19 protein-coding genes are annotated in these 19,519 nt (G+C 48.2%); 1 reads left to right on the top strand and 18 read right to left on the bottom strand.

Annotated features, from left to right (window positions below; all coding sequences use genetic code 11):
* Positions 1 to 165 precede the first annotated feature (165 nt).
* From clpP to cysT, 13 genes are all read right to left on the bottom strand, one after another.
* Complete coding sequence (gene clpP / locus ACFTRD_RS03240; protein WP_379377709.1) at positions 166 to 747, bottom strand: ATP-dependent Clp endopeptidase proteolytic subunit ClpP; 582 nt, start codon at positions 745 to 747, stop codon at positions 166 to 168.
* An 18-nt stretch (positions 748 to 765) separates the two neighbouring features.
* Positions 766 to 1,632, bottom strand: a complete 867-nt coding sequence (locus ACFTRD_RS03235; protein WP_379377708.1) for an RNA polymerase sigma factor — start codon at positions 1,630 to 1,632, stop codon at positions 766 to 768.
* 133 nt (positions 1,633 to 1,765) lie between these two features.
* Complete coding sequence (locus ACFTRD_RS03230) at positions 1,766 to 2,545, bottom strand: MBL fold metallo-hydrolase (protein WP_379377707.1); 780 nt, start codon at positions 2,543 to 2,545, stop codon at positions 1,766 to 1,768.
* 198 nt (positions 2,546 to 2,743) lie between these two features.
* Positions 2,744 to 3,190, bottom strand: coding sequence for a hypothetical protein (locus ACFTRD_RS03225; protein WP_379377706.1), 447 nt, complete (start codon positions 3,188 to 3,190; stop codon positions 2,744 to 2,746).
* Positions 3,191 to 3,249: 59 nt separating this feature from the next.
* Positions 3,250 to 4,185, bottom strand: a complete 936-nt coding sequence (locus ACFTRD_RS03220) for an ABC transporter ATP-binding protein (protein WP_379377705.1) — start codon at positions 4,183 to 4,185, stop codon at positions 3,250 to 3,252.
* Entirely contained in the window at positions 4,182 to 5,207 is a 1,026-nt protein-coding gene (locus ACFTRD_RS03215; protein ID WP_379377704.1) for an ABC transporter ATP-binding protein, read from the bottom strand. Before ACFTRD_RS03215 ends, ACFTRD_RS03220 begins: the two co-directional genes overlap by 4 nt.
* A gap of 138 nt (positions 5,208 to 5,345) precedes the next feature.
* Positions 5,346 to 6,191 (bottom strand): ABC transporter permease, encoded by an 846-nt coding sequence (locus ACFTRD_RS03210; RefSeq protein WP_113051907.1) that lies wholly within the window; start codon positions 6,189 to 6,191, stop codon positions 5,346 to 5,348.
* A gap of 7 nt (positions 6,192 to 6,198) precedes the next feature.
* On the bottom strand, positions 6,199 to 7,149 hold the full coding sequence (locus tag ACFTRD_RS03205; RefSeq protein ID WP_379377703.1) for an ABC transporter permease: 951 nt from the start codon (positions 7,147 to 7,149) through the stop codon (positions 6,199 to 6,201).
* 274 nt (positions 7,150 to 7,423) lie between these two features.
* Positions 7,424 to 9,031, bottom strand: coding sequence for an ABC transporter substrate-binding protein (locus ACFTRD_RS03200; RefSeq protein ID WP_379377702.1), 1,608 nt, complete (start codon positions 9,029 to 9,031; stop codon positions 7,424 to 7,426).
* Positions 9,032 to 9,252: 221 nt separating this feature from the next.
* Complete coding sequence (locus ACFTRD_RS03195; RefSeq protein WP_379377701.1) at positions 9,253 to 10,314, bottom strand: sulfate ABC transporter substrate-binding protein; 1,062 nt, start codon at positions 10,312 to 10,314, stop codon at positions 9,253 to 9,255.
* Positions 10,315 to 10,369: 55 nt separating this feature from the next.
* Positions 10,370 to 11,434, bottom strand: a complete 1,065-nt coding sequence (locus ACFTRD_RS03190; RefSeq protein WP_379377700.1) for a sulfate/molybdate ABC transporter ATP-binding protein — start codon at positions 11,432 to 11,434, stop codon at positions 10,370 to 10,372.
* Between the two features lies 1 nt (position 11,435).
* Complete coding sequence (locus tag ACFTRD_RS03185) at positions 11,436 to 12,233, bottom strand: sulfate ABC transporter permease subunit (RefSeq protein ID WP_379377699.1); 798 nt, start codon at positions 12,231 to 12,233, stop codon at positions 11,436 to 11,438.
* Positions 12,230 to 13,045 (bottom strand): sulfate ABC transporter permease subunit CysT, encoded by an 816-nt coding sequence (gene cysT / locus ACFTRD_RS03180; RefSeq protein WP_379377698.1) that lies wholly within the window; start codon positions 13,043 to 13,045, stop codon positions 12,230 to 12,232. The genes ACFTRD_RS03185 and cysT overlap by 4 nt, the downstream gene beginning before the upstream one ends.
* Before the next feature lie 330 nt (positions 13,046 to 13,375).
* Here cysT and ACFTRD_RS03175 point away from each other — a divergent pair, with 330 nt between their 5' ends.
* Positions 13,376 to 13,777 carry a secondary thiamine-phosphate synthase enzyme YjbQ gene (locus ACFTRD_RS03175; RefSeq protein ID WP_192264920.1) on the top strand — a complete coding sequence of 134 codons (402 nt, stop codon included), beginning with the start codon at positions 13,376 to 13,378 and terminating at the stop codon, positions 13,775 to 13,777.
* A 187-nt stretch (positions 13,778 to 13,964) separates the two neighbouring features.
* On the opposite strand, the gene ACFTRD_RS03170 is transcribed toward ACFTRD_RS03175, so the two are convergent.
* The 5 genes from ACFTRD_RS03170 to tkt form a co-directional block, all read right to left on the bottom strand.
* Positions 13,965 to 14,567: a TetR/AcrR family transcriptional regulator gene (locus ACFTRD_RS03170; protein ID WP_062326899.1), complete on the bottom strand. Its 603-nt coding sequence runs from the start codon at positions 14,565 to 14,567 to the stop codon at positions 13,965 to 13,967.
* Positions 14,568 to 14,572: 5 nt separating this feature from the next.
* Entirely contained in the window at positions 14,573 to 15,205 is a 633-nt protein-coding gene (locus ACFTRD_RS03165) for a YigZ family protein (RefSeq protein WP_379377697.1), read from the bottom strand.
* Between the two features lie 159 nt (positions 15,206 to 15,364).
* Entirely contained in the window at positions 15,365 to 16,720 is a 1,356-nt protein-coding gene (locus ACFTRD_RS03160) for a glucose-6-phosphate isomerase (RefSeq protein ID WP_379377696.1), read from the bottom strand.
* Positions 16,721 to 16,906: 186 nt separating this feature from the next.
* A complete protein-coding gene (ppnP, locus tag ACFTRD_RS03155) occupies positions 16,907 to 17,224 on the bottom strand; it encodes a pyrimidine/purine nucleoside phosphorylase (RefSeq protein ID WP_062326904.1) in 318 nt (105 codons plus the stop codon).
* Between the two features lie 147 nt (positions 17,225 to 17,371).
* A complete protein-coding gene (gene tkt / locus ACFTRD_RS03150; protein ID WP_379377695.1) occupies positions 17,372 to 19,414 on the bottom strand; it encodes a transketolase in 2,043 nt (680 codons plus the stop codon).
* Positions 19,415 to 19,519: the final 105 nt, after the last annotated feature.

The raw sequence follows: 19,519 nt of genomic DNA, 5'->3' as shown, positions 1-19,519 counted from the left end.
ATTTCACATTTGTTTTCCAACACAAATACAGACCTAGCCCCGAAAGCCAAAGACATCATGTGCTCCTGACTTATCCCATCGTAAAATGACAAAAAAGGCTAACCAGCAATTACTGGCTAACCTGCTAATTCAAAAAGACGGAATTCAATCCTTGTCTTTCGTCCCTTACGTGCTGAATATCACCTTATCCACAAGACCATACTCGACGGCTTCCGCAGCGGTCAGGAAGTAATCTCTATCTGTATCCTTTTCAATCCGCTCCATCGGCTGTCCCGTATGATCAGCAAGCAGCTTGTTGAGGCGCTGACGGTGCTGGATAATCCGGTTTGCGTGAATCAGCATATCCGAGGCCTGCCCTCGTGTTCCACCAAGCGGCTGGTGAATCATGATTTCGCTGTTTGGCAATGCCAGCCGTTTCCCTTTTGTTCCACCAACCAGCAGGATCGTACCGAAGCTGGCCGCCATGCCTGTGCAGATCGTGGAAATGTCGGGCTTCACGAATTGCATCGTGTCATAGATGGAGAATCCGGCAGTCACGGAACCACCCGGACTGTTGATATACATCTGGATATCCTTCTCCGGGTCCTCTGCGGTTAGAAACAACAACTGGGCCACGATGGCGTTGGCCATCTGATCCTCAATTTCCCCGGATACCATAATGATCCGATCTTTCAGCAAACGGGAATAAATATCATAACTCCGCTCTCCGCGGGCTGTCTGTTCAACAACATAAGGTACCACGTTCATGCAATTTGCCTCCCCGGTTTACGCAACCATGCTGACTGTATATCCTCCCCCATACGACATGGAATTCGTACCGGAGCTTGAATAACTGTACATCACGGGTTGCATCGATTGAGACGGCAGAGTCTGCTGCAAAATCGTTCCCGCCACAGCCATCGGATCATCGTTCTGACTCAGGCATAGATCGATTAAGCGGGCAGTATCACCGCTGCGGAACGCCAGTAAATAACGGCGCAATTCCTCCCGGTTTTGTTGGTTCTCATCCACTTGATTCGTATGGTCAGAATCCGTTTCGTTCAGGCTGTGCCTCACTTTGGCCAGGGCAGAGCGGGCACGACTCAGGGCAGCTTTGACTGCACCTTCCGTCGTATCCAACAGTTCAGCAGTCTCTACCGTCGTGTATCCCATTAAATCACGTAACATATATATCGCTCGCTGCCACGGTGGCAGTTCATCCACAAGGATCTGAACAGCGAACTCAACTTCCTCGAAACGCCCTTCTTCCTCATATTCCTGCATCAATGGCTTCATGCTTTCCAATTTGCTTGCCAGGTTCTCACGCTTCCGTATGGCGTCAATCCAGGTGTTGCGCGCAACGCGGATGAGATAGGCTTCCCAGTTCATGTCCTCTGTCATGCTCGTTCTTCGGGTAGCTGAAGAGGATAACGCTTTAACACATGTATCCTGAACGAGATCCTCTGTCTCCCAGACTGAACCAGTCAATGACATGCAATAGGCATACAACGAACCCAGCAGGTCCGGCAGCGCAGCTTCCATCGTTTGCTCTAACGTATATCCGGTTTGAACACCGGAATGGCTATATGATTCAATTCGTTTATTCTCATGTGGTCTGTTGATTCTGCAATCCACGGACTTCACAAAGGCCATGTTTGGGGCCCCCCTTTGTTGGTTCCTGATTGATCTTGCTTCAATTCACTTGCTGTATTTGCCTTACACTATGTAAACGAAGAACCTCCGGCAAAGGATACGCTCTTCTGAATTTATTTTTAGCATGGCTGTCCTATTCTCCCAACTTTACCTTCAGACCGGTAAGTGCCAGCGTAATCCCCTGATCCAGATCATAATTCTGGCGCACATCCACGTCGTGAGACATATGTGTAAAATAAGTCTGACCCGGCTTCAAATCCTGCAGCAGCTCCTGTGCCTCTCGCATATCGTACACCGAGCGTGTGGAGAATTCCGCAAGCTCATGGACAAAGCTCGTACCGAGTACCAGCAGATCCAACCCATATAGCGGCTGCTTCTCCGAAGCATTCAGATCAATGGCATCCGAACAATATGCCCAGGTGTACCCCTCACGTTCCAGTCGATACGCATATGAATAGCCATTATGGCCGTGGCAAACTTTCCAGGAATGCACCTTCCATCCACCAAGCTCGATATCCGCATCCGTTTCCATAAAATCCATATGGCGACCAAGCCATGGAAATTGGCTCCGAATGGTCGCAATCACTTCCCGTGGGGCATACAACTGCCCTTTTACCCCCAACCAGCGACACGCATCTGCCCATTCAGGCAAGCCTCCAATATGATCAAAATGCGCATGAGTGATGAGCAGCGTTTGCACCATCCGCATCCCCTGGTCTTCCATCTGTGACCTCCAGTCGGGTCCGCAGTCAATCATGAATGGTTCGTGCTCGCCATCACCATGGATCAAAACAGCAGAACGTTTGCGGCGGTTCATCCCGGTAAGCCGGGCTTCTGTGCAGACGTCACACTCGCAATACACCCGCGGAACACCCATCGCATCCCCGGTTCCCAAGAAAGTTAGCTGATTCATTATGTTAGTCCCCTCTCTATCCCGGAAGCAATACATTCCAAATTCATGTTCCATCCGAATAATGATATGTAGATTGTAATCTCCCACCTCTATTTTTGCAAAAAAAAGACCATCCCGCCGCAGTTATTCACTGCAAACGGGACAGCCTGTTATCTGACATTTCGCAGTCAGACTTCCTATCCGTTGATTCGCTATGAACTAAACCAAAGCCCTAAGCTTCAACGTCAACTCTTGGCCCTCAGGCACTTCCTTAGACTCGGTAATGACCCAGTTTGATGCGAGGCGTTTGGCGAGCACTTCTGCCTGCTCCTGTTTTAATTTCAACCCGGTTACGATGCCTTCACCGACAGTAAAGTCTTTCTCCGGCTGTAATCCGAAGGACTTCTCCAAGTAGATGCCCAGACCACCACGAGTGTTAAAGGTAATCCGGTAACCGTCTTTAACCGCACCTTCCAGATTCTCGCCATGCTCGTCCGCATAGGAGAAAAGATCATCATATCTGTAGTGCTCCTCAGACACGGCATCAAAGGCAGCCACATCTTTGGCCTGTATCGCTTCCAACAAAGCTGCATCCGACATGCCTTTGCCACGGGCCTGTTCCAACCGAATGGCTGTATTTTGAGACAACTTAAATTCAGCACTCATCCTGCTCACACCTTCCTCTATACATCATACACTCTATCCACATATCCAAGCCTAGTCCATTATATCCTGTCCCGATAGCCGGATACAAAGTGTCCTGGCGAAACTTCCATCCACTCCGGTTCTTCATCCCGCCCCCGGGCGGAAGGATCGGTATCCCCGCTGTAGACCGGTGGTGCCACGTTCCGCACACTTGGATCAGGTACAGGGATTGCCGCCAGCAATGCCTGGGTGTACGGATGTACCGGATTACGGTACAGTTCCTCCGTTGGTGCAACTTCCACCAATTTGCCGCGGTACATCACACCGATCCGGTTCGAGATGTGGCGTACCATCGACAGATCATGGGCAATGAACAAATAGGTCAGTCCCATCTCTGCCTGCAGATCTTCAAGCATATTGACCACCTGTGCCTGTACGGACACATCCAAGGCGGACAAGGGCTCATCACATAAAATGAATTCCGGGTTCACCGACAATGCCCGGGCAATGCTGATCCGCTGACGCTGTCCGCCACTGAACTCATGCGGATAACGCTCCGCGTGTTCTGGCTTCAGGCCAACACGGTTCATCAGGTCAAGCGCTCGTCCCTTCATTTCTGCCTTGGAAGCATAATTATGAATTTCCATAGGTTCACTAATGATCTGCAGGACATTCATTCCCGGATTCAGTGAAGAATAAGGGTCCTGGAAAATCGTCTGCATCCGTTTGCGAAACGGTTTCAACTGGCGTTCATTCATCTTGGCAACATCCTGTCCGCCAAACATAATGCTTCCGTCCGTAACATCGAAGAGTCTCACAATGCTGCGTCCAGTCGTTGATTTGCCACAGCCAGATTCTCCAACCAGCCCAAATGTCTCTCCCTTGTGAATATGAAAACTAACGTTATCCACGGCTTTCACGACGTCTTTGCCTTTGCCAGCACCACGGACCGGAAAATGTTTTTTCAATCCACGCACGTCCAGCAATACTTCACGCTGATCTGTTCCTGAACTCATTTCTCCACCTCCTCTGACGTTGCATCTGCTTGTACTTGATGCTGTTCCCGAGCCTTATCGTCCAGCAACCAGCATAGCGCTCGATGACCGGGTGCAGTCTCAGTGTACGCAGGCATCTGTTTGCATACCTCCATGGCGTGTGGGCAACGTTCCATAAACGGGCACCCGGTTGGTGGATGAAGCAGATTGGGGGGTGTGCCCTCAATCGTTGCCAGCCGCTGGCGTCCACCTTCCTCGCCGGGTTTCGGAATGGAACGCAGCAACCCTTGGGTATATGGATGCTGAGGATGAGCGAAAATACGTTCCACAGGCCCTTCTTCCATAATGAGTCCACCGTACATCACAATTACACGGGTACAGACCTGCGCAACAACACCAAGGTCATGCGTAATCATTAGAATGGACGTCTGCGTGGACTCTTTCAGTTCCTGCATCAGCTGCAGGATCTGTGCCTGAATGGTCACATCCAGTGCCGTCGTCGGTTCATCGGCGATCAATAACTCCGGCTTGCAAGACAGAGCCATAGCGATCATTACCCGCTGTCTCATGCCTCCGCTGAACTCGTGTGGATACTGGTCAATCCGCTCTTCCGGAGAGGGAATGCCCACTTGTCGCAGCAACTCGATTGCTTCCTTGCGTGCAGCCACCTTGTCCATTTTTCGGTGACGACGGATGACCTCTGTCATCTGTTTGCCCACACGAACCACTGGATTAAGTGATGTCATCGGGTCCTGAAAAATCATCGAGATGCGGTTACCCCGGATTTTGCGCAGCTCCTTGTCCGACTTGGTCAGCAAATCTTCTCCCCTGAACAAAATCTGACCATCCGTAATCTGGCCTGGCGGCTGGATCAGTCGGATCAGCGAACGGGCGGTTACACTTTTTCCGCTGCCGGACTCACCAACTAGTCCCACCACTTCGCCCTCATTTAACGTAAAACTCACACCCCGGACGGACTGTACCTCACCTTCCCGGGTTGCAAAGGACGTTTTCAGTTGTTTGACCGATAATAAATCTGTCATTGTTGTATTCACCCCGCTGTTTACATGATATGGGTTGTCGACTATATAAGAAAAAATTAATTTTACAATGGATTACTGGATTACTACGTGATCAGAACAACTTCTCTATTCCAAAAACATTTGGCAGTAAACGATCATTTATCGCTTGTTCGCTTTTGGCTCGAAGGCTACGCGGAACACATCCCCTAAGAAGTTAAACGATAGCACCGTCAGCAAAATAAACAGTCCCGGGAAGATCGCCATATACGGTGCTTCACTAATAAAGCCCTGCGCATCATTCAACATGCTGCCCCAAGAAGAGTTCGGTTGTTTAACACCCAGTCCGAGGAAGCTTAGCGACGACTCCATCAGGATCGCACTCGCGATGTTGATGGTTGCTGCGACAATGATGGTTGGAATAATGTTGGGAATGATGTGCTTCATGATGATCCGGCCAGGCTTTTGACCCGATACACGCGCATACAGCACATATTCCCGCTGCTTGACCGACATCGCTTCAGCCCTGACAATCCGGGCAATATTCATCCAGCTTAACACCCCGATAATGACAATAATCGTACCAATCCCCGGCTTGAGATATGCGTTCAGGATCAGCATCAGGAAGAAGGATGGAATCGACATGAGCACATCAACAATACGCATCAACGTATTATCCACCCAGCCGCCAAAATAACCACTAACCGTCCCTACAAGTGTTCCTACAATAACGGCGATCGCCATCGACAGGAAACCTACGGCGAGAGATACCCGCCCTCCATACAAGGCCCTAGCCAGATAATCCCGTCCATAATCATCCGTACCAAACCAATGATCTGCACTTGGCTGTTGAAGCCGTTCCATCACCACAATTTCATTAGGATCATGCGGAGACAGAAACGCAAACAGGGATGCGAGCACAAAGATGCCCAATATGATGACAGCCGCAAGGCCCAGTTTCTGCTGCCGGAACTGCGTCCGTAAATTACGCCAGCGCATTGAATTCATTTTTGTCTCACCCCGTTGTCTTGATTCGTGGATCTACCACGCCATATAAGATATCAGCTATCAGGTTTCCGACGACCAGCAGCACAGAAGACATCATCGTAATACCCATAATAATCGGATAATCCAAACCGTGAACGGCCGAGATTCCGAGCGAGCCCATTCCCGGCCATGAGAAAACGGACTCCGTAATAAATGCTCCCGCAATCAACTCCGGCAAAGACATGCCCAGAATGGTGATTACAGGCAGCAGTACATTTTTAAGCACATGACGAAGCAGTACCGTTCCTTTCGTTGCACCGTAGGCATACTGAATCTGAACATAGTCCTCTTCCAGTTGACTGATTGTATTCGATCGAATATAACGCATGTACACGGACACGTTCATAAAGGTCAATACTGTGCATGGCAGAATACCGTGTTTGATAATATCCCATGCGGAGTCCATACCGACCGTTCGCATACCCATGCTCGGCAACCAGTGCAACTCTACTGCAAAGAAATAGATCAGCATCATACCGAACCAGAAGCTAGGAATCGATATCCCGATATACGAGATTAAGCTGAGTCCACGGTCAAACAGACTGTTCTGACGCGAACCCGCAATCATGCTGAGCGGAATGGAAATGAGCAAAGATAATAATAGCGACGCCCCCATTAAGCCAAACGTTGCAGGCAAGCGTTCAATAATCATCTCGGCAACCGGTCGATGGTTCACCAGTGAATAACCGAGATCACCAGACAAAACATTTTTGAGCCATACGACATACTGCACGTACATCGGCTGATCAAGTCCGAGGTTTTGCCGAATACGTTCCACATCCTCTGCTCCCATATTCGGGGTAACAAAGGAAAGCACCGGATCGCCCGGCGCCAGCTTGATCAAGGTGAACGATACGATGGAGATTACAAAAAGAAGCGGAATCGCTTGTGCGATCCTTCGGACAATATAGTTGTTCACATGGGCACCTCCGAATCAACGCCGGCCTCGCGGCCGGCGTTATTGGCTTGTTATATAGAATGAACGCATGTAGATTGAAGCAAGGATTCACATCGGCCACTCCGATGACAGAACAACCTTCCGATCGCTGTTACCCCCAGATTTCATTGATTCCTTTATAAAAAGGGGAAATCTGGGGATAGCGTATGCTTCCGATGCTTCCCCAGATTTTTTCTGCCCTCTACGTTCTTTGTGAACTCCATAGGTTTCAAACAATACGTTTCATTCTATATGATTATTTTTTAAATAGTTTAGACAGATCTTCCAGCATAACGACTGGTTTCGGATTTGCATCTTCAACGCCGCCATATGTGTTATCCACTGCTACTACAGCTTTCGTGTAGGCAATTGGGTATACAGTCATTTCATTTGCTACGGTTTGTTGGATTTGTTTGTACAAATCGCCACGTTTGGTTTCGTCAATTTGAACGGCTGCTTCATTCCACAGCTTGTCGAAATCGGCATTTTTGTAATGGGAGTAGTTGTATGCCGCATCGCTCATGAAGAGAGATTTATAGGCATCCGGCTCATAACCCATGATGTATCCACCAAAGGACAGTTCAAAGTCTGTATTGTTCATGTCCAGTGTACGGTTACCGTAAGCCGTTCCGTCCATCGGCAGCAATTCCACTTCAATGCCAACGTCTTTCAGTTTTTGCTGAATGTACAGCGCTTGGCTGGTTTGTGGTTTGTTGGTGTTTGTGTACGCAAGACGCAATTTCAGGTTGCTTACGCCTGCATCAGCCAGCAGTTGCTTCGCTTTTTCCAGGTTGTAGTCGTACTTCTCGACATCATCCGTTTGGTACAACGTGTCTGGTGTCAGAATCGACGGAGCCGGTTCAGCAAAATCAGCTGAGGAATACGAAGCGGTAATCAGTTCATTTTTATCCAAAGCATAAGCGATGGCTTGACGAACTTCTTTCTTTTGCATTGAAGGCACGTTCAGGTTGAAGACCATGTATTGCAAGCGGCCTTCCGGGTAAGTCAGCATGTTGAATTTGCCTGTGTCATTCAATTTGTTGTAATCCTGTGTGTCGACCATACGCATTTGAATCTCGCCGTTTTGCAGAGCCAGGTTCGCCGCATTTGGATCTTTCGCTACACGGTACGTCACGCTATCCAGATGAGCTTTGCCTGCAAAGTAATCATCAAAACGTTCCAGTGTTACGTATTCGCCCGGACGGTATTCCTTGAACTTGAACGGACCGGAACCGATCGGGTTGTTGTTTTTGTCGCTTTTCTCAATATCGGCTTCGTCTTCGAAAATATGTTTAGGAATTGGATAGAAAGAAACCAATGCTCCTTCAAAAGCAGCAGATACTTCCGGCAATTTGAATTCCACCGTCAGGTCATCGATCTTCGTTACTTTCACCGGTTTGCCATTAAAAACATACTGACTGCGGGAAGAACTGTGTTGTTTCTCATCAAGGATGCTATCCATCGTGAACACGATATCATCCGCTGTCAAAGGCTGTCCGTCATGCCATTTCAATCCGTCTTTCAGCTTCAACGTATACGTCAGGTGATCATCAGAGAAGCTGTCACTGTCTGCGAGCACATACGTTTTTTTACCATCATTCACATTGAACAGTGGAGCATATAAGGATTGATCAATCGTCAACGTTACACGGTCACCCGCATAAATCGGATTCATCACTTTAGGGTCATCCTGAACAGCAATAATGATGCTGCCGCCGTCTTTCGGTTGACCATTATCTGTAGTTGCTGTATTTTCTCCGGTATTAGACGAAGAGCTTGTTCCGTCACCGCTGCTTCCGCATGCAGTCATGATTGCGATAACCAGTACCAGCATCATGGACAGCCACATTTTTTTAGATTTCATTATGATATTTCCCCTCGCTGTAATTTGATGTTCTGTTAGTTAGTATAGGCAAGGATTCGACAAAAAGCAACGATTTTTTCCAACTTAACCTATCGGGTTTAAATGAAATAACATCTTAGTCTAGAAATGCAAAAAACCTCCAGCTCACTTTATATCGTGAAATGAAGGTTTGGGTCATAATTTATCGTCTGAAATTCAATAACCGTGTGATATGGTATGGTCTATAATCCCGCCAACACCTGGTACCATACACCTCGTTTGGAATACAGTGTACTGCGCACTTTATCCCATCCGCCGAGGTAATTAATATCGAACAGACCTTCGGGCGTCGGGAACGCAGATTTTGTCTCTGCAAACACATCAGGGTCTACCGAACGGAAACCGTGCTTGGCAAAAATGCGCTGAGCCTCCGGCGTACGCAAATACGCTACAAATGCTTCAGCCAATTCACGATTGCCATGTTTATCCGCATATTTGTCTACGACAACCGCCGGATTTTCAATCAGGATCGTGTTTTTGGGAACGACGATGTCATAATTTACTCCCTTGGCAATCCGGGCAAGCAGTTCATTCTCATACGTGACGATAACATCCCCGACGCCATATTCAAAAGCCGCCATCGAAGATCGACCGCTCTTATCCAGTGACTCGACATTCTCATGTACCTTTTCCAAAAAGGCTTTAGCCACGGCAGGATCTTTCTTGCCTTGCTCCTCAGATAGCTTCAAACCTGCACCGTAGATGGCATTAATATCCCATTGGGCACCGCCTGACGTCTTCGGATTAGGATAGAGCACCTTAACCCCCGGCTTGGTCAAATCTTCAAAATCACGAATCCCAAGCGGGTTGCCTGCTCTTGTACCGAGAACAACAATCGAACGGGTGATCATGCCATCATTCGGTGCCTGCTTCCAATTGGAGCTGACCAGATCAGCTTTGACCAGCTTATCGATATCACTTTCCATCGCGAGAAGCGCAACATCCGCTTCGAATCCGCCAACGATGGCTCTCGCTTGTGTGCCGGAAGCTTCATAGGACTCCTGGAAGTTAACGGTCTGCCCCGTCTTGGCTTTCCATTCCTCCTTGAATTTGGGCAGCAACTCTCCAACAGCGTCTTTGGCTACACTGTAAGCACCAATAACCAGCGTATTGGATTGATCACCTGCCGAGGTTCCGTTCTGTTCGCTCGCATCCTCCTGCTTGCTGCATCCAACGGTCATGCAGACGAGCAGAAGCATGAGGACAGCATATAAAGGTGTGATTTTCTTCTTCCTCGTCTGCATGGGCAGCACCTCTCTCCAAACTTCTAGATCATTCCCTGAATAATTAATGTTCTGATTAGATGATGACGGGCATTGGATCTTCCTTCAATCGGTTCTCCACAACCCAGCTATCGGAATCATTAAACAGATACGCCCGATGGACAAGCACCCGGATCTGTTGGCCGACTTGCAAGGTTGTTTTTTCCAGGGAACGATACGTGATCAGTTTATGTCCCTCAACTTCCACTTCGACCATCCATTCACTGCCCCGGAAATGAAGGTGTTTGACCGTACCCTTTTCAGTAGCGGACAGCATGCTAAACTCGTTTTTCAAACCGATTTCAATATACTCAGGCCGGATCAGCGCACGTGTGCGCTCCCCTTCCACCGCATGTTCGAAGCCCTTAAGCTGTGAAGCATCCTCCACAACGGTGGATTCCCCGATAAATGTGGCAACAAAAGGTGTCTCCGGGTTTTTATAAATATCCCATGGCGTGCCCTTCTGCTCTAACCGCCCTTGGCTGATAATCATAATTTCGTCAGCAACCTCAATTGCCTCATCCTGGTCATGGGTTACAAAAATCGAGGTGATTCCCACCCGCTCAATTAGCTCTCTTAGCCATGAACGAAGCTCTTGACGGATCTTGGCATCAATGGCGGCGAACGGTTCATCCAGCAGCAGCAGCTGCGGCTCCGGTGCCAATGCTCTGGCAAAAGCAACACGCTGACGCTGTCCACCAGACAACTGATGCGGATAACGCTGCTCGAACCCCTTCAGCCCCGTCAACTCCACAAGCTCCATGACCCGATCACGGATCTGGGCTTTAGGGGTCTTTTTGACCTTGAGTCCAAAGGCGATATTATCAAATACCGTCATATGTTTGAACAAGGCGTAGTTCTGAAATACAAATCCGATTCCCCGCTCCTGTGGAGGCAGATGGTTGACGATCTTTCCGTGAAAACGAATCTCCCCGGAACCCGGGTTCTCCAGACCCGCCAGCATACGCAGAATGGATGTTTTCCCACCTCCGCTGGGTCCCAGCAAACCGATCAGATGGCCTTTGGCAATATCGAACGAGACATCTTTTACCGCATGAAAATCACCGAAATGTTTGTTCAGATCACGGACTTCCACATGCATCTCAATGCACTTCCTTTCGCTTCTTGGCCCATTCCATCATAAGCAGGAGCCCGACGGAAAAAGTAACCAGTACCAATGCCACACCATTTGCGGCAGCTACATTAAAATTCTCAACATCCTGATATACAAGCGTTGTTGCTGTCTGCGTTTTGTTCATAATGTTACCCGATACAACCAGCACCGCACCAAATTCCCCAAGCGAGCGTGCAACCGTCAACACAAGACCGTACACAACCGCCCAGCGAATCGATGGCCAAGTAACACTCCAGAACGTTCTCCAGCCGTATGCACCAAGCGTTGAAGCCGCTTCTTCCTGCTGAGATCCAAGCTCCTGCAAGACAGGCATCACCTCTCGAACCATCAGTGGAAAAGTGACAAACAACGTTGCAATGACCATGCCCGGGAAGGCATAGACCACATTAAATCCAATTCCTTCAAAAAAAGCACCCATAATGCTATTCGGGCCGAGCAGTAGTACAATCATCAATCCGCCAATGACTGGCGATACGGCATAGGGAAGATCCACAATGCTGTTCAGCAGCCCTTTCACCCGGTCACTCAGCCATCCGGCGCGAACCAGATAGATGGCCATCATAACGCCAAACAATGTATTTAACAGCGTGACAACAAGTACAACAAGTCCTGTCATCATCAAGGCATGCAGCGCCTCAGGGCGCAACAGCCCATTCAGGAATCCTCCTGCCCCGTCTTCAAATGCACCAATAAAAATACGTCCAAGCGGGATGATCAGCAGTACAATGAACACTGCAAACGTCAGTCCGATTAATAGTCGCCTCATCGTCTTCTCCCCCGCATCTGCACCAGATTAATCAGCCAGAGGATCAGGAAGGAGAGTGTTAAGAGCAGCACGGATACTGCCGCGGCACCGGTTGGATTGTCACTTTCGATCTCGCCGTAAATAAATACGGAAGCCGTCAATGTTCTTCCCGGAATGTTGCCTGCCACCAGCACAACAGCCCCAAATTCGGCCAGTGCTCTGGAGAATGCGAGCATTCCCCCACTAATCATGCCTGGAGCCATGGACGGAAGAATGACCTGCCTGAACGTGCGCGCCTTCGACGCACCCATCGTGTAGGAGGCTTCCTCTTCCGAAGGGTCGATCTCTTCGAGCAAAGGCTGCACTGCACGAATAACAAAAGGAAACGTCACAAAGGTCATCGCGATCACAATTGCAGGCTGGTGAAATACAATTTCAACCCCCATGGATTCCGCCAGTTTCCCAATAGCACTAACCGGACCCAGGAGCAGCATAATCATCAGTCCACCAACAGCTGTTGGCAGTGCGAAAGGAAGATCTACCAGACTGTTAAGGAACGACCTTCCAAAAAAGCGATAACGTGTCAGTACCCAAGCGATCATGGTTCCCAGAACGACATTAATCACGGTAGCTATAACGGCCAGCCGGATGGTTAACAGCACGGCTTTCCATGCAATCGGGTCCATAATGCTCTGGATAAAGTTGCTCCATCCTTCAGAGAAGGAATTGACGTACACACCGATGATTGGAAGTACAATGAGTACGATAAAATATAACAATACGGTACTGCGGAATCCCCAAGTCCATCCCTTATGACGAAGAACGGTATTCATTGCTGCATTCCCTCCCAGCCTCCGGTTCTATGTCCGGTCGGCAGTCTTCCTGCTTCCATACAACCTTTTTCCTAAGTTGGATTTTATTACTTTAACATTATTCCCATTAGTCTACTTGGTTTTTGCTTATCTGATACTTTACCAGTTTGCAGTGCTAATCGTCAATGCTTTTATTGAATATAATTGGGGCGTATATGAGATGGATTAATAATATTTCTATCCTCTACATTAATGTGTAATTACATATCATTTTCTTATGTGGTTTGTTTGGTATGTAGTGGTTAAGGTACAATTTAGGGGACACAATTTGGCGCAAAGGAGTGGTGTAATATGTTATATACGAAAAATGTATCGACATCCCGACGGGATGAGATGAAAGATATTACGCGGGAGGTGGAGCAGGTCGTCCGTGACAGCGGTGTGCAGCATGGGACTGTATTGATTTATTGTCCACATACGACGGCAGGCATTGCCATTAATGAAAATGCAGACCCGGACGTCAAGCATGACGTACTTCTCCGCTTGAACGAAGTCTATCCTTGGGAGCACCCTGAATATCGGCATGCTGAGGGGAATACGGCTTCTCACCTGAAATCAATCACAACCGGACCATCACAGACGGTGATTATACATGAGGGCAGGTTACTGCTTGGCAGATGGCAGGGAATCTATTTTTGCGAATTCGATGGCCCACGTCAGCGGGAATATTTTCTTAAACTCATGGAAGGTTAGCTTCATTTCACCTTATTTAACCCTATTCCAGAAGCGCAAAAAAGCAAACAGGCGGTCCACCCTATTTCAGGATGTGATCCGCCTGTCCTGGTCTTGTTCACGAAAAAACTTTCGCGAGACAACGTTATAAAGAATTAATGTTATGACAATTCACCGCCCTGAAGTATAGGAGTGCGACAAAAGCGCCTTATTGGACGCCAGGCTGGTGTTGGAGATTGCGGCAAAGCACTTTGACATGAGACAATGCAGCCGACTCAATCTCTGCAAAGGTCAAACGGTCCTGAATATAATATGATATGAATCCGTGCATGGACAAAAACAGCGTACGTGGTACACATTGAATATCTTCTTCCGTACAACCCTCTTCATTCATGTATTGTCGAATAATGGAGGCAAACAATTCAAAGCATCTTCCTTGCTCCGTACGACAATAGGATAGCAATTCTTCATCCCGAATCATGAACATGATCTCATACTGATACGGATTCTCCAGACCAAAACGAATAAACTCCATCATGATATGTTCTACCTTGCTCACGCCGCCCACGACTGGCCTGACCATGGCTTGCAGCAACAGATGCCCCAGATGATTGAAGTCTTCAACCACGATGGCATAGAACAGCTCAGCCTTTTCCTTAAAATGATAATACAGCGACCCATGACTATAGCCCAGATGCTGGCCGATGCTTCGCATCGAAATGGCGCGGTATCCTTTGGTAATAAAAAGATGCCTCGCCGCCTCCAGTATCCGCTCCCTCGACAACTCCTGTTCGACTGCTCTTCTAGCCATATATTTTATTCCCCTTCAATAAAATAAAGCCGCTGTCCCTCCGTGATCCGGGATTGCCCTTGCGTCAAATCTGTGATCCAGGCTACAAATGCCTCGGTTTCACTATCCGGCGGAAGACAAGTCAACGTAACCTTATCGGTGAATCCAGTTTCACCTGTACGGACTTCCCGGCTCCTTAATTCATTTTCCACTTTGCCCAGCCATGTGTAATCCAGTTCAACAAATACTTCACGATGCAGTACTTTGGTGATGGCTTTCCCCGCCTCAATGGCTGCAACTGCTCCATCCGTATAAGCGCGAATCAACCCACCTGCTCCAAGCATGATTCCTCCAAAGTAACGTGTAACCACAATAGCCACATTTTTCAATTGCTGATTTTTGATCACTTCAAGAATGGGTTTCCCAGCGGTTCCGCTTGGTTCGCCATCATCGGATTGCTTCTGGATCTCATCCCGCTCACCAATCATATAAGCCGAGCAGTTGTGAGTGGCATTCCAATGTTTTTTCTTGATTTCATCAATAAACGCATTGGCTTCTTCTTCGGTCGTGACCGGCATAATATGACCGATAAATCGCGACTTTTTGATTACAATTTCCAGATTACCCGGTCCTCGAACCGTTCGATAACGTTCAATCATCCCTATCCAACTTTCCAACTTGATCCATTTTGCAAGAAAGCAGTTCCCCACGCGAACGCGGACGAACTGCCTTGGTTTAAACATCCGGGAATCATTGCTTCACAATGACTCCCCATGTAATTACATTACTTTCTTTAACTATATGAGCAGACCGATGAATTATTCGGAAAGTCTCGCTTCCAGCGCTGCTTTCTCTTCTTCAAAGCCTGGTTTGCCCAGCAAAGCGAACATATTTTTCTTATATGCTTCCACGCCTGGTTGGTCAAATGGATTGACGCCGAGCAGGTAACCACTAATGCCGCATGCTTTTTCAAAGAAGTATACCAGATATCCGAAAGAATATGGAGACATATCTGGAATGTTCACAATCAGGTTTGGTACTTGACCATCTGTGTGTGCAAGCAGTGTTCCTTGGAACGCTTTTTTGTTAACAAAGTCCATCGTTTTACCTTCCAGGAAGTTCAGACCATCCAGATCATCCGGATCAGCTTCGATTGAGATATGCTCGGACACTTCAGCAACTTGAATGACCGTTTCGAAGATGTTCCGACTCCCCTCTTGAATGAATTGACCCATAGAGTGCAAGTCAGTTGAGAAGTCAACAGATGCAGGATAGATTCCTTTATAGTCTTTACCTTCACTCTCTCCGTACAGCTGTTTCCACCACTCGGATACAAAGTGCAGGGATGGCTCGTAGTTTACGAGAATCTCTGTTCCTTTACCTTTACGATACAGTGCGTTACGAACAGCTGCATATTGATATGCTTCGTTCTCGGCTACGTTAGGGTTGCTGTATTCTTTGGATGCATCCGCCGCACCTTGCATCATTTCTTCGATGTTGATGCCGGCAGCTGCGATTGGCAGCAAACCTACTGCTGTCAGAACGGAGTAACGTCCACCTACATCATCCGGGATAATGAAGGATTCATAGCCTTCTTCATTTGCCAGTTTTTTCAATGCACCGCGCTCTTTGTCTGTTGTTGCATAGATACGTTTGCGAGCTTCTTCTTTACCGTATTTTTTCTCCAGCGCTGCACGGAAGATACGGAAAGCAATCGCTGGCTCCGTTGTAGTACCGGATTTGGAGATAACGTTAACGGAGAAGTCTTTGCCTTCAACCAGATCCAGCAAATGAGTTACATACGTGGAGCTGATGTTATTTCCAGCAAAGTAGATTTCCGGTGTTTTGCGTTTGTCTTTAGGCAGATTGTTGTAGAAAGAGTGCGTCAGCATCTCAATCGCTGCACGAGCACCAAGGTAAGATCCACCGATACCGATGACGATCAATACTTCAGAATCGCTTTGAATTTTGGCAGCCGCTTTTTGAATACGGGAAAACTCTTCTTTGTCATAAGCGGTAGGCAGGTCGATCCAGCCCAGATAATCCGATCCTGTTCCCGTACCGTTGTGGAGCTGTTCGTGAGCCAAACGAATCGGTTCAGCGAAATAGTCCACTTCATGCTGATTGACAAATTGCAGGGCAGTGCTGTAGTCGAACTTCACTTTTTTTGCCATGATCTGTAAAACCTCCTGATATCGGTAGCATATTTTTTTCCGTTTTCCATTCTAAACAACTTAGCATAAGGATACTGCAAATCCTTGGGACTGACAAGCTTGCAGCCTGAACTTTGTCGTTAAAGTTCAAGAAGCAAAAAGGGTAAACCGAATCCGCATGTTGCGGTTCCGGTTACCCTTCTTGTGTTATTCCGCCGGGTACGAACAGCAGTAGTCGGTAACGCTGCGTATCTCCAGTTTGAATTTGGATTCGGCAGGCACGTGGAACGTAGCTTGACCTTGAATCTCTTGCCAATCTTCTTCTCCGGGAAGCAATACGCTCAGGTCGCCGGACAGAATCTCCATAATTTCACGGGAATCTGTACCGAACTCATAACTGCCTGGTAGCATAATGCCCAGAGTCACCTTGCTGCCATCCCCCAAAATAACTGTTCTGCTGGTTACCTGACCTCCATAATAAATGTTGGCCTCTTTTACTACACTGACTTGATCAAACTGTGACATGCGTACCCGCTCCCCCTGAAGTTAATGAAAACAAAAGGCAAAACAGATCAGGACGGTTGCCCGCCCATCATCTGTCGGAAATAACTTGCCGCATGGACAGGACTCGCAGTTGAACTCATCCCATTCATTGCAGCGCTTTTGAAGCTATTACAGCAATGCTTTCACGCGGCTAACCACGTTCTCCACAGTGAAACCATATTCTTGGATAACACGGTCGCCAGGCGCGGATGCACCAAATGTGCTGATTCCGAGAATATCGCCTTGATCGCCGACATATTTTTCCCAGCCCATTGGGTGAGCCATTTCAATCGCCAGACGTGCTTTAACATCCGGAAGCAGGACGGATTCTTTATATGCCTTGTCCTGTTTCTCGAACAGATCCCAGCTTGGCATGCTGATTACACGAACTTGGATGCCCTGTTCAGCAAGTGCTGCTTGGGCTTTGACAGCCAACTGCACTTCGGAACCTGTTGCAATGATTTGAGCAACAGCTTTGCCGTCTTTTGCATCAGAGACAACATACGCACCACGTTTCACGTTCTCACGGGAACCTTCAACGGTACCTTCCAGAATCGGCAGGTTTTGACGAGTGAGTACGAGTGCAACCGGGTTGCTCTTGTTCTCAAGCGCATAAGCCCAAGCTGCGGAAGTTTCATTACCGTCAGCCGGACGAATAACCGTCAGGTTAGGAATGATACGCAGGGATGCCAATTGCTCGATTGGTTCGTGGGTAGGACCGTCTTCACCAACAGCGATACTATCGTGAGTCAGGACATACGTTACAGGCAGCCCCATCAGGGAAGCCAGACGAACAGCTGGACGCAGGTAGTCTGTAAATACGAAGAACGTACCTCCGAATACTTTCACACCACTATGCAGCGCCATACCATTCATCGCTCCAGCCATACCGAATTCACGGATACCGAAGTAGATGTTGCGGCCAGAATAGTCTTCAGGCGTGAAGTTCTCCAGGTTGTTCAAGTGAGTCATTGTGGAGCTTTCCAAGTCAGCAGATCCGCCTGTCAGGTTAGGTACGTTATGTGCCAGACCGTTCAGTGCATTACCGGATGCTACACGAGTGGATACAGCTTTGTCTGTTGCAGCATATTTAGGCAGATCACGATCCCAACCTTCTGGAAGGTCGCCATTGATTGCCGTTTCGAATTGAGCTGCCAGCTCAGGGAATGCTTTTTTGTACTCGGCAAATTTCTCGTCCCATGCTTTGTTTGCAGAGATACCACGATCTTTCACTTGTGCAAAGTGTTCGCGAACTTCAGTTGGAACGTGGAAATCTTCCTCGTAAACCCATTTGTAAAACTCTTTAGTCAATTTGGCTTCGTCTGCACCCAGTGGAGATCCGTGAGTACCGCCGTGGCCGCCTTTACCTTGTTTGTTCGGGCTGCCGTAACCAATTACCGTTTTAACTTCGATCAGTGTAGGACGAAGCGTATCTGCTTGACCTTCCTCAATTGCTTTTTGGATTGCAGGCAGATCGTTACCATCTTCAACGCGCAGCACTTGCCAGCCATAAGCTTCAAAACGCTTCGCGATGCTTTCGGAAGAAGACAGGTTCAATTTACCATCCAGTGTGATGTCATTGGAGTCGAACAACATGATCAGTTTGCCCAGGTGCAAACGTCCAGCCAGGGAAGCTGATTCATGGGATACGCCTTCCATCAAGTCACCGTCACCACAGATTGCGTACGTGTAGTGGTCGATTACGTTGAATTTGTCTTTATTGTATGTTGCGCCCAGTTGAGCTTCAGCCATAGCCATACCTACTGCCATTGCAATACCTTGACCCAGTGGTCCGGTCGTTGCGTCAACACCTGCAGTATGTCCGAATTCCGGGTGACCCGGTGTTTTGCTTCCCCATTGACGGAACTGTTTCAATTCTTCCATAGGCAGGTCATACCCGCTCAGGTGCAGCAAGCTGTACAGCAACATGGAGCCATGTCCTGCGGACAGGACAAAACGGTCCCGGTTAACCCAAGTTGGGTGGTCCGGGTTATGTGTCATCGTTTTTGCAAAAAGTTGGTACCCCATTGGAGCGGAGCCCATAGGCATTCCCGGGTGGCCGGAATTTGCCTTCTCGATTGCATCAATCGCCAGTGTACGTACGGTAGTGATCGACAGGTTATCGATCGTATTATTTTCTTCCTTTTGAATCGCTTCGTTCTTGTCAGTCATGGTTTGTCCTCCTCATGTCTTTAGATAAGTCGGGTTGCGCAAGCGAATCCCTCTCATCATACAAGTAAACCGAATTTCACAATAAGTGAATCCGCTTGAGTGTTT

The sequence above is a fragment of the Paenibacillus sp. NPDC056933 genome, assembly GCF_042674385.1.
GTDB lineage: Bacteria > Bacillota > Bacilli > Paenibacillales > Paenibacillaceae > Paenibacillus.
The sequence above is the reverse complement of the archived record's forward strand: the minus strand, read 5'-3'. Positions and strand labels throughout refer to the sequence as shown.

Coding starts and splice junctions, on each gene's coding strand:
- tkt (WP_379377695.1), bottom strand. CDS start 19,414: ATGACTGACAAGAACGAAGCGATTCAAAAGGAAGAAAATAATACGATC.
- ACFTRD_RS03195 (WP_379377701.1), bottom strand. CDS start 10,314: ATGCAGACGAGGAAGAAGAAAATCACACCTTTATATGCTGTCCTCATG.
- ACFTRD_RS03215 (WP_379377704.1), bottom strand. CDS start 5,207: ATGACAGATTTATTATCGGTCAAACAACTGAAAACGTCCTTTGCAACC.
- ACFTRD_RS03235 (WP_379377708.1), bottom strand. CDS start 1,632: ATGGCCTTTGTGAAGTCCGTGGATTGCAGAATCAACAGACCACATGAG.
- ppnP (WP_062326904.1), bottom strand. CDS start 17,224: ATGTCACAGTTTGATCAAGTCAGTGTAGTAAAAGAGGCCAACATTTAT.
- ACFTRD_RS03160 (WP_379377696.1), bottom strand. CDS start 16,720: ATGGCAAAAAAAGTGAAGTTCGACTACAGCACTGCCCTGCAATTTGTC.
- ACFTRD_RS03220 (WP_379377705.1), bottom strand. CDS start 4,185: ATGAGTTCAGGAACAGATCAGCGTGAAGTATTGCTGGACGTGCGTGGA.
- ACFTRD_RS03230 (WP_379377707.1), bottom strand. CDS start 2,545: ATGAATCAGCTAACTTTCTTGGGAACCGGGGATGCGATGGGTGTTCCG.
- ACFTRD_RS03175 (WP_192264920.1), top strand. CDS start 13,376: ATGTTATATACGAAAAATGTATCGACATCCCGACGGGATGAGATGAAA.
- ACFTRD_RS03210 (WP_113051907.1), bottom strand. CDS start 6,191: ATGAATTCAATGCGCTGGCGTAATTTACGGACGCAGTTCCGGCAGCAG.
- ACFTRD_RS03200 (WP_379377702.1), bottom strand. CDS start 9,031: ATGAAATCTAAAAAAATGTGGCTGTCCATGATGCTGGTACTGGTTATC.
- clpP (WP_379377709.1), bottom strand. CDS start 747: ATGAACGTGGTACCTTATGTTGTTGAACAGACAGCCCGCGGAGAGCGG.
- ACFTRD_RS03225 (WP_379377706.1), bottom strand. CDS start 3,190: ATGAGTGCTGAATTTAAGTTGTCTCAAAATACAGCCATTCGGTTGGAA.
- ACFTRD_RS03190 (WP_379377700.1), bottom strand. CDS start 11,434: ATGCATGTGGAAGTCCGTGATCTGAACAAACATTTCGGTGATTTTCAT.
- ACFTRD_RS03185 (WP_379377699.1), bottom strand. CDS start 12,233: ATGAGGCGACTATTAATCGGACTGACGTTTGCAGTGTTCATTGTACTG.
- cysT (WP_379377698.1), bottom strand. CDS start 13,045: ATGAATACCGTTCTTCGTCATAAGGGATGGACTTGGGGATTCCGCAGT.
- ACFTRD_RS03165 (WP_379377697.1), bottom strand. CDS start 15,205: ATGATTGAACGTTATCGAACGGTTCGAGGACCGGGTAATCTGGAAATT.
- ACFTRD_RS03170 (WP_062326899.1), bottom strand. CDS start 14,567: ATGGCTAGAAGAGCAGTCGAACAGGAGTTGTCGAGGGAGCGGATACTG.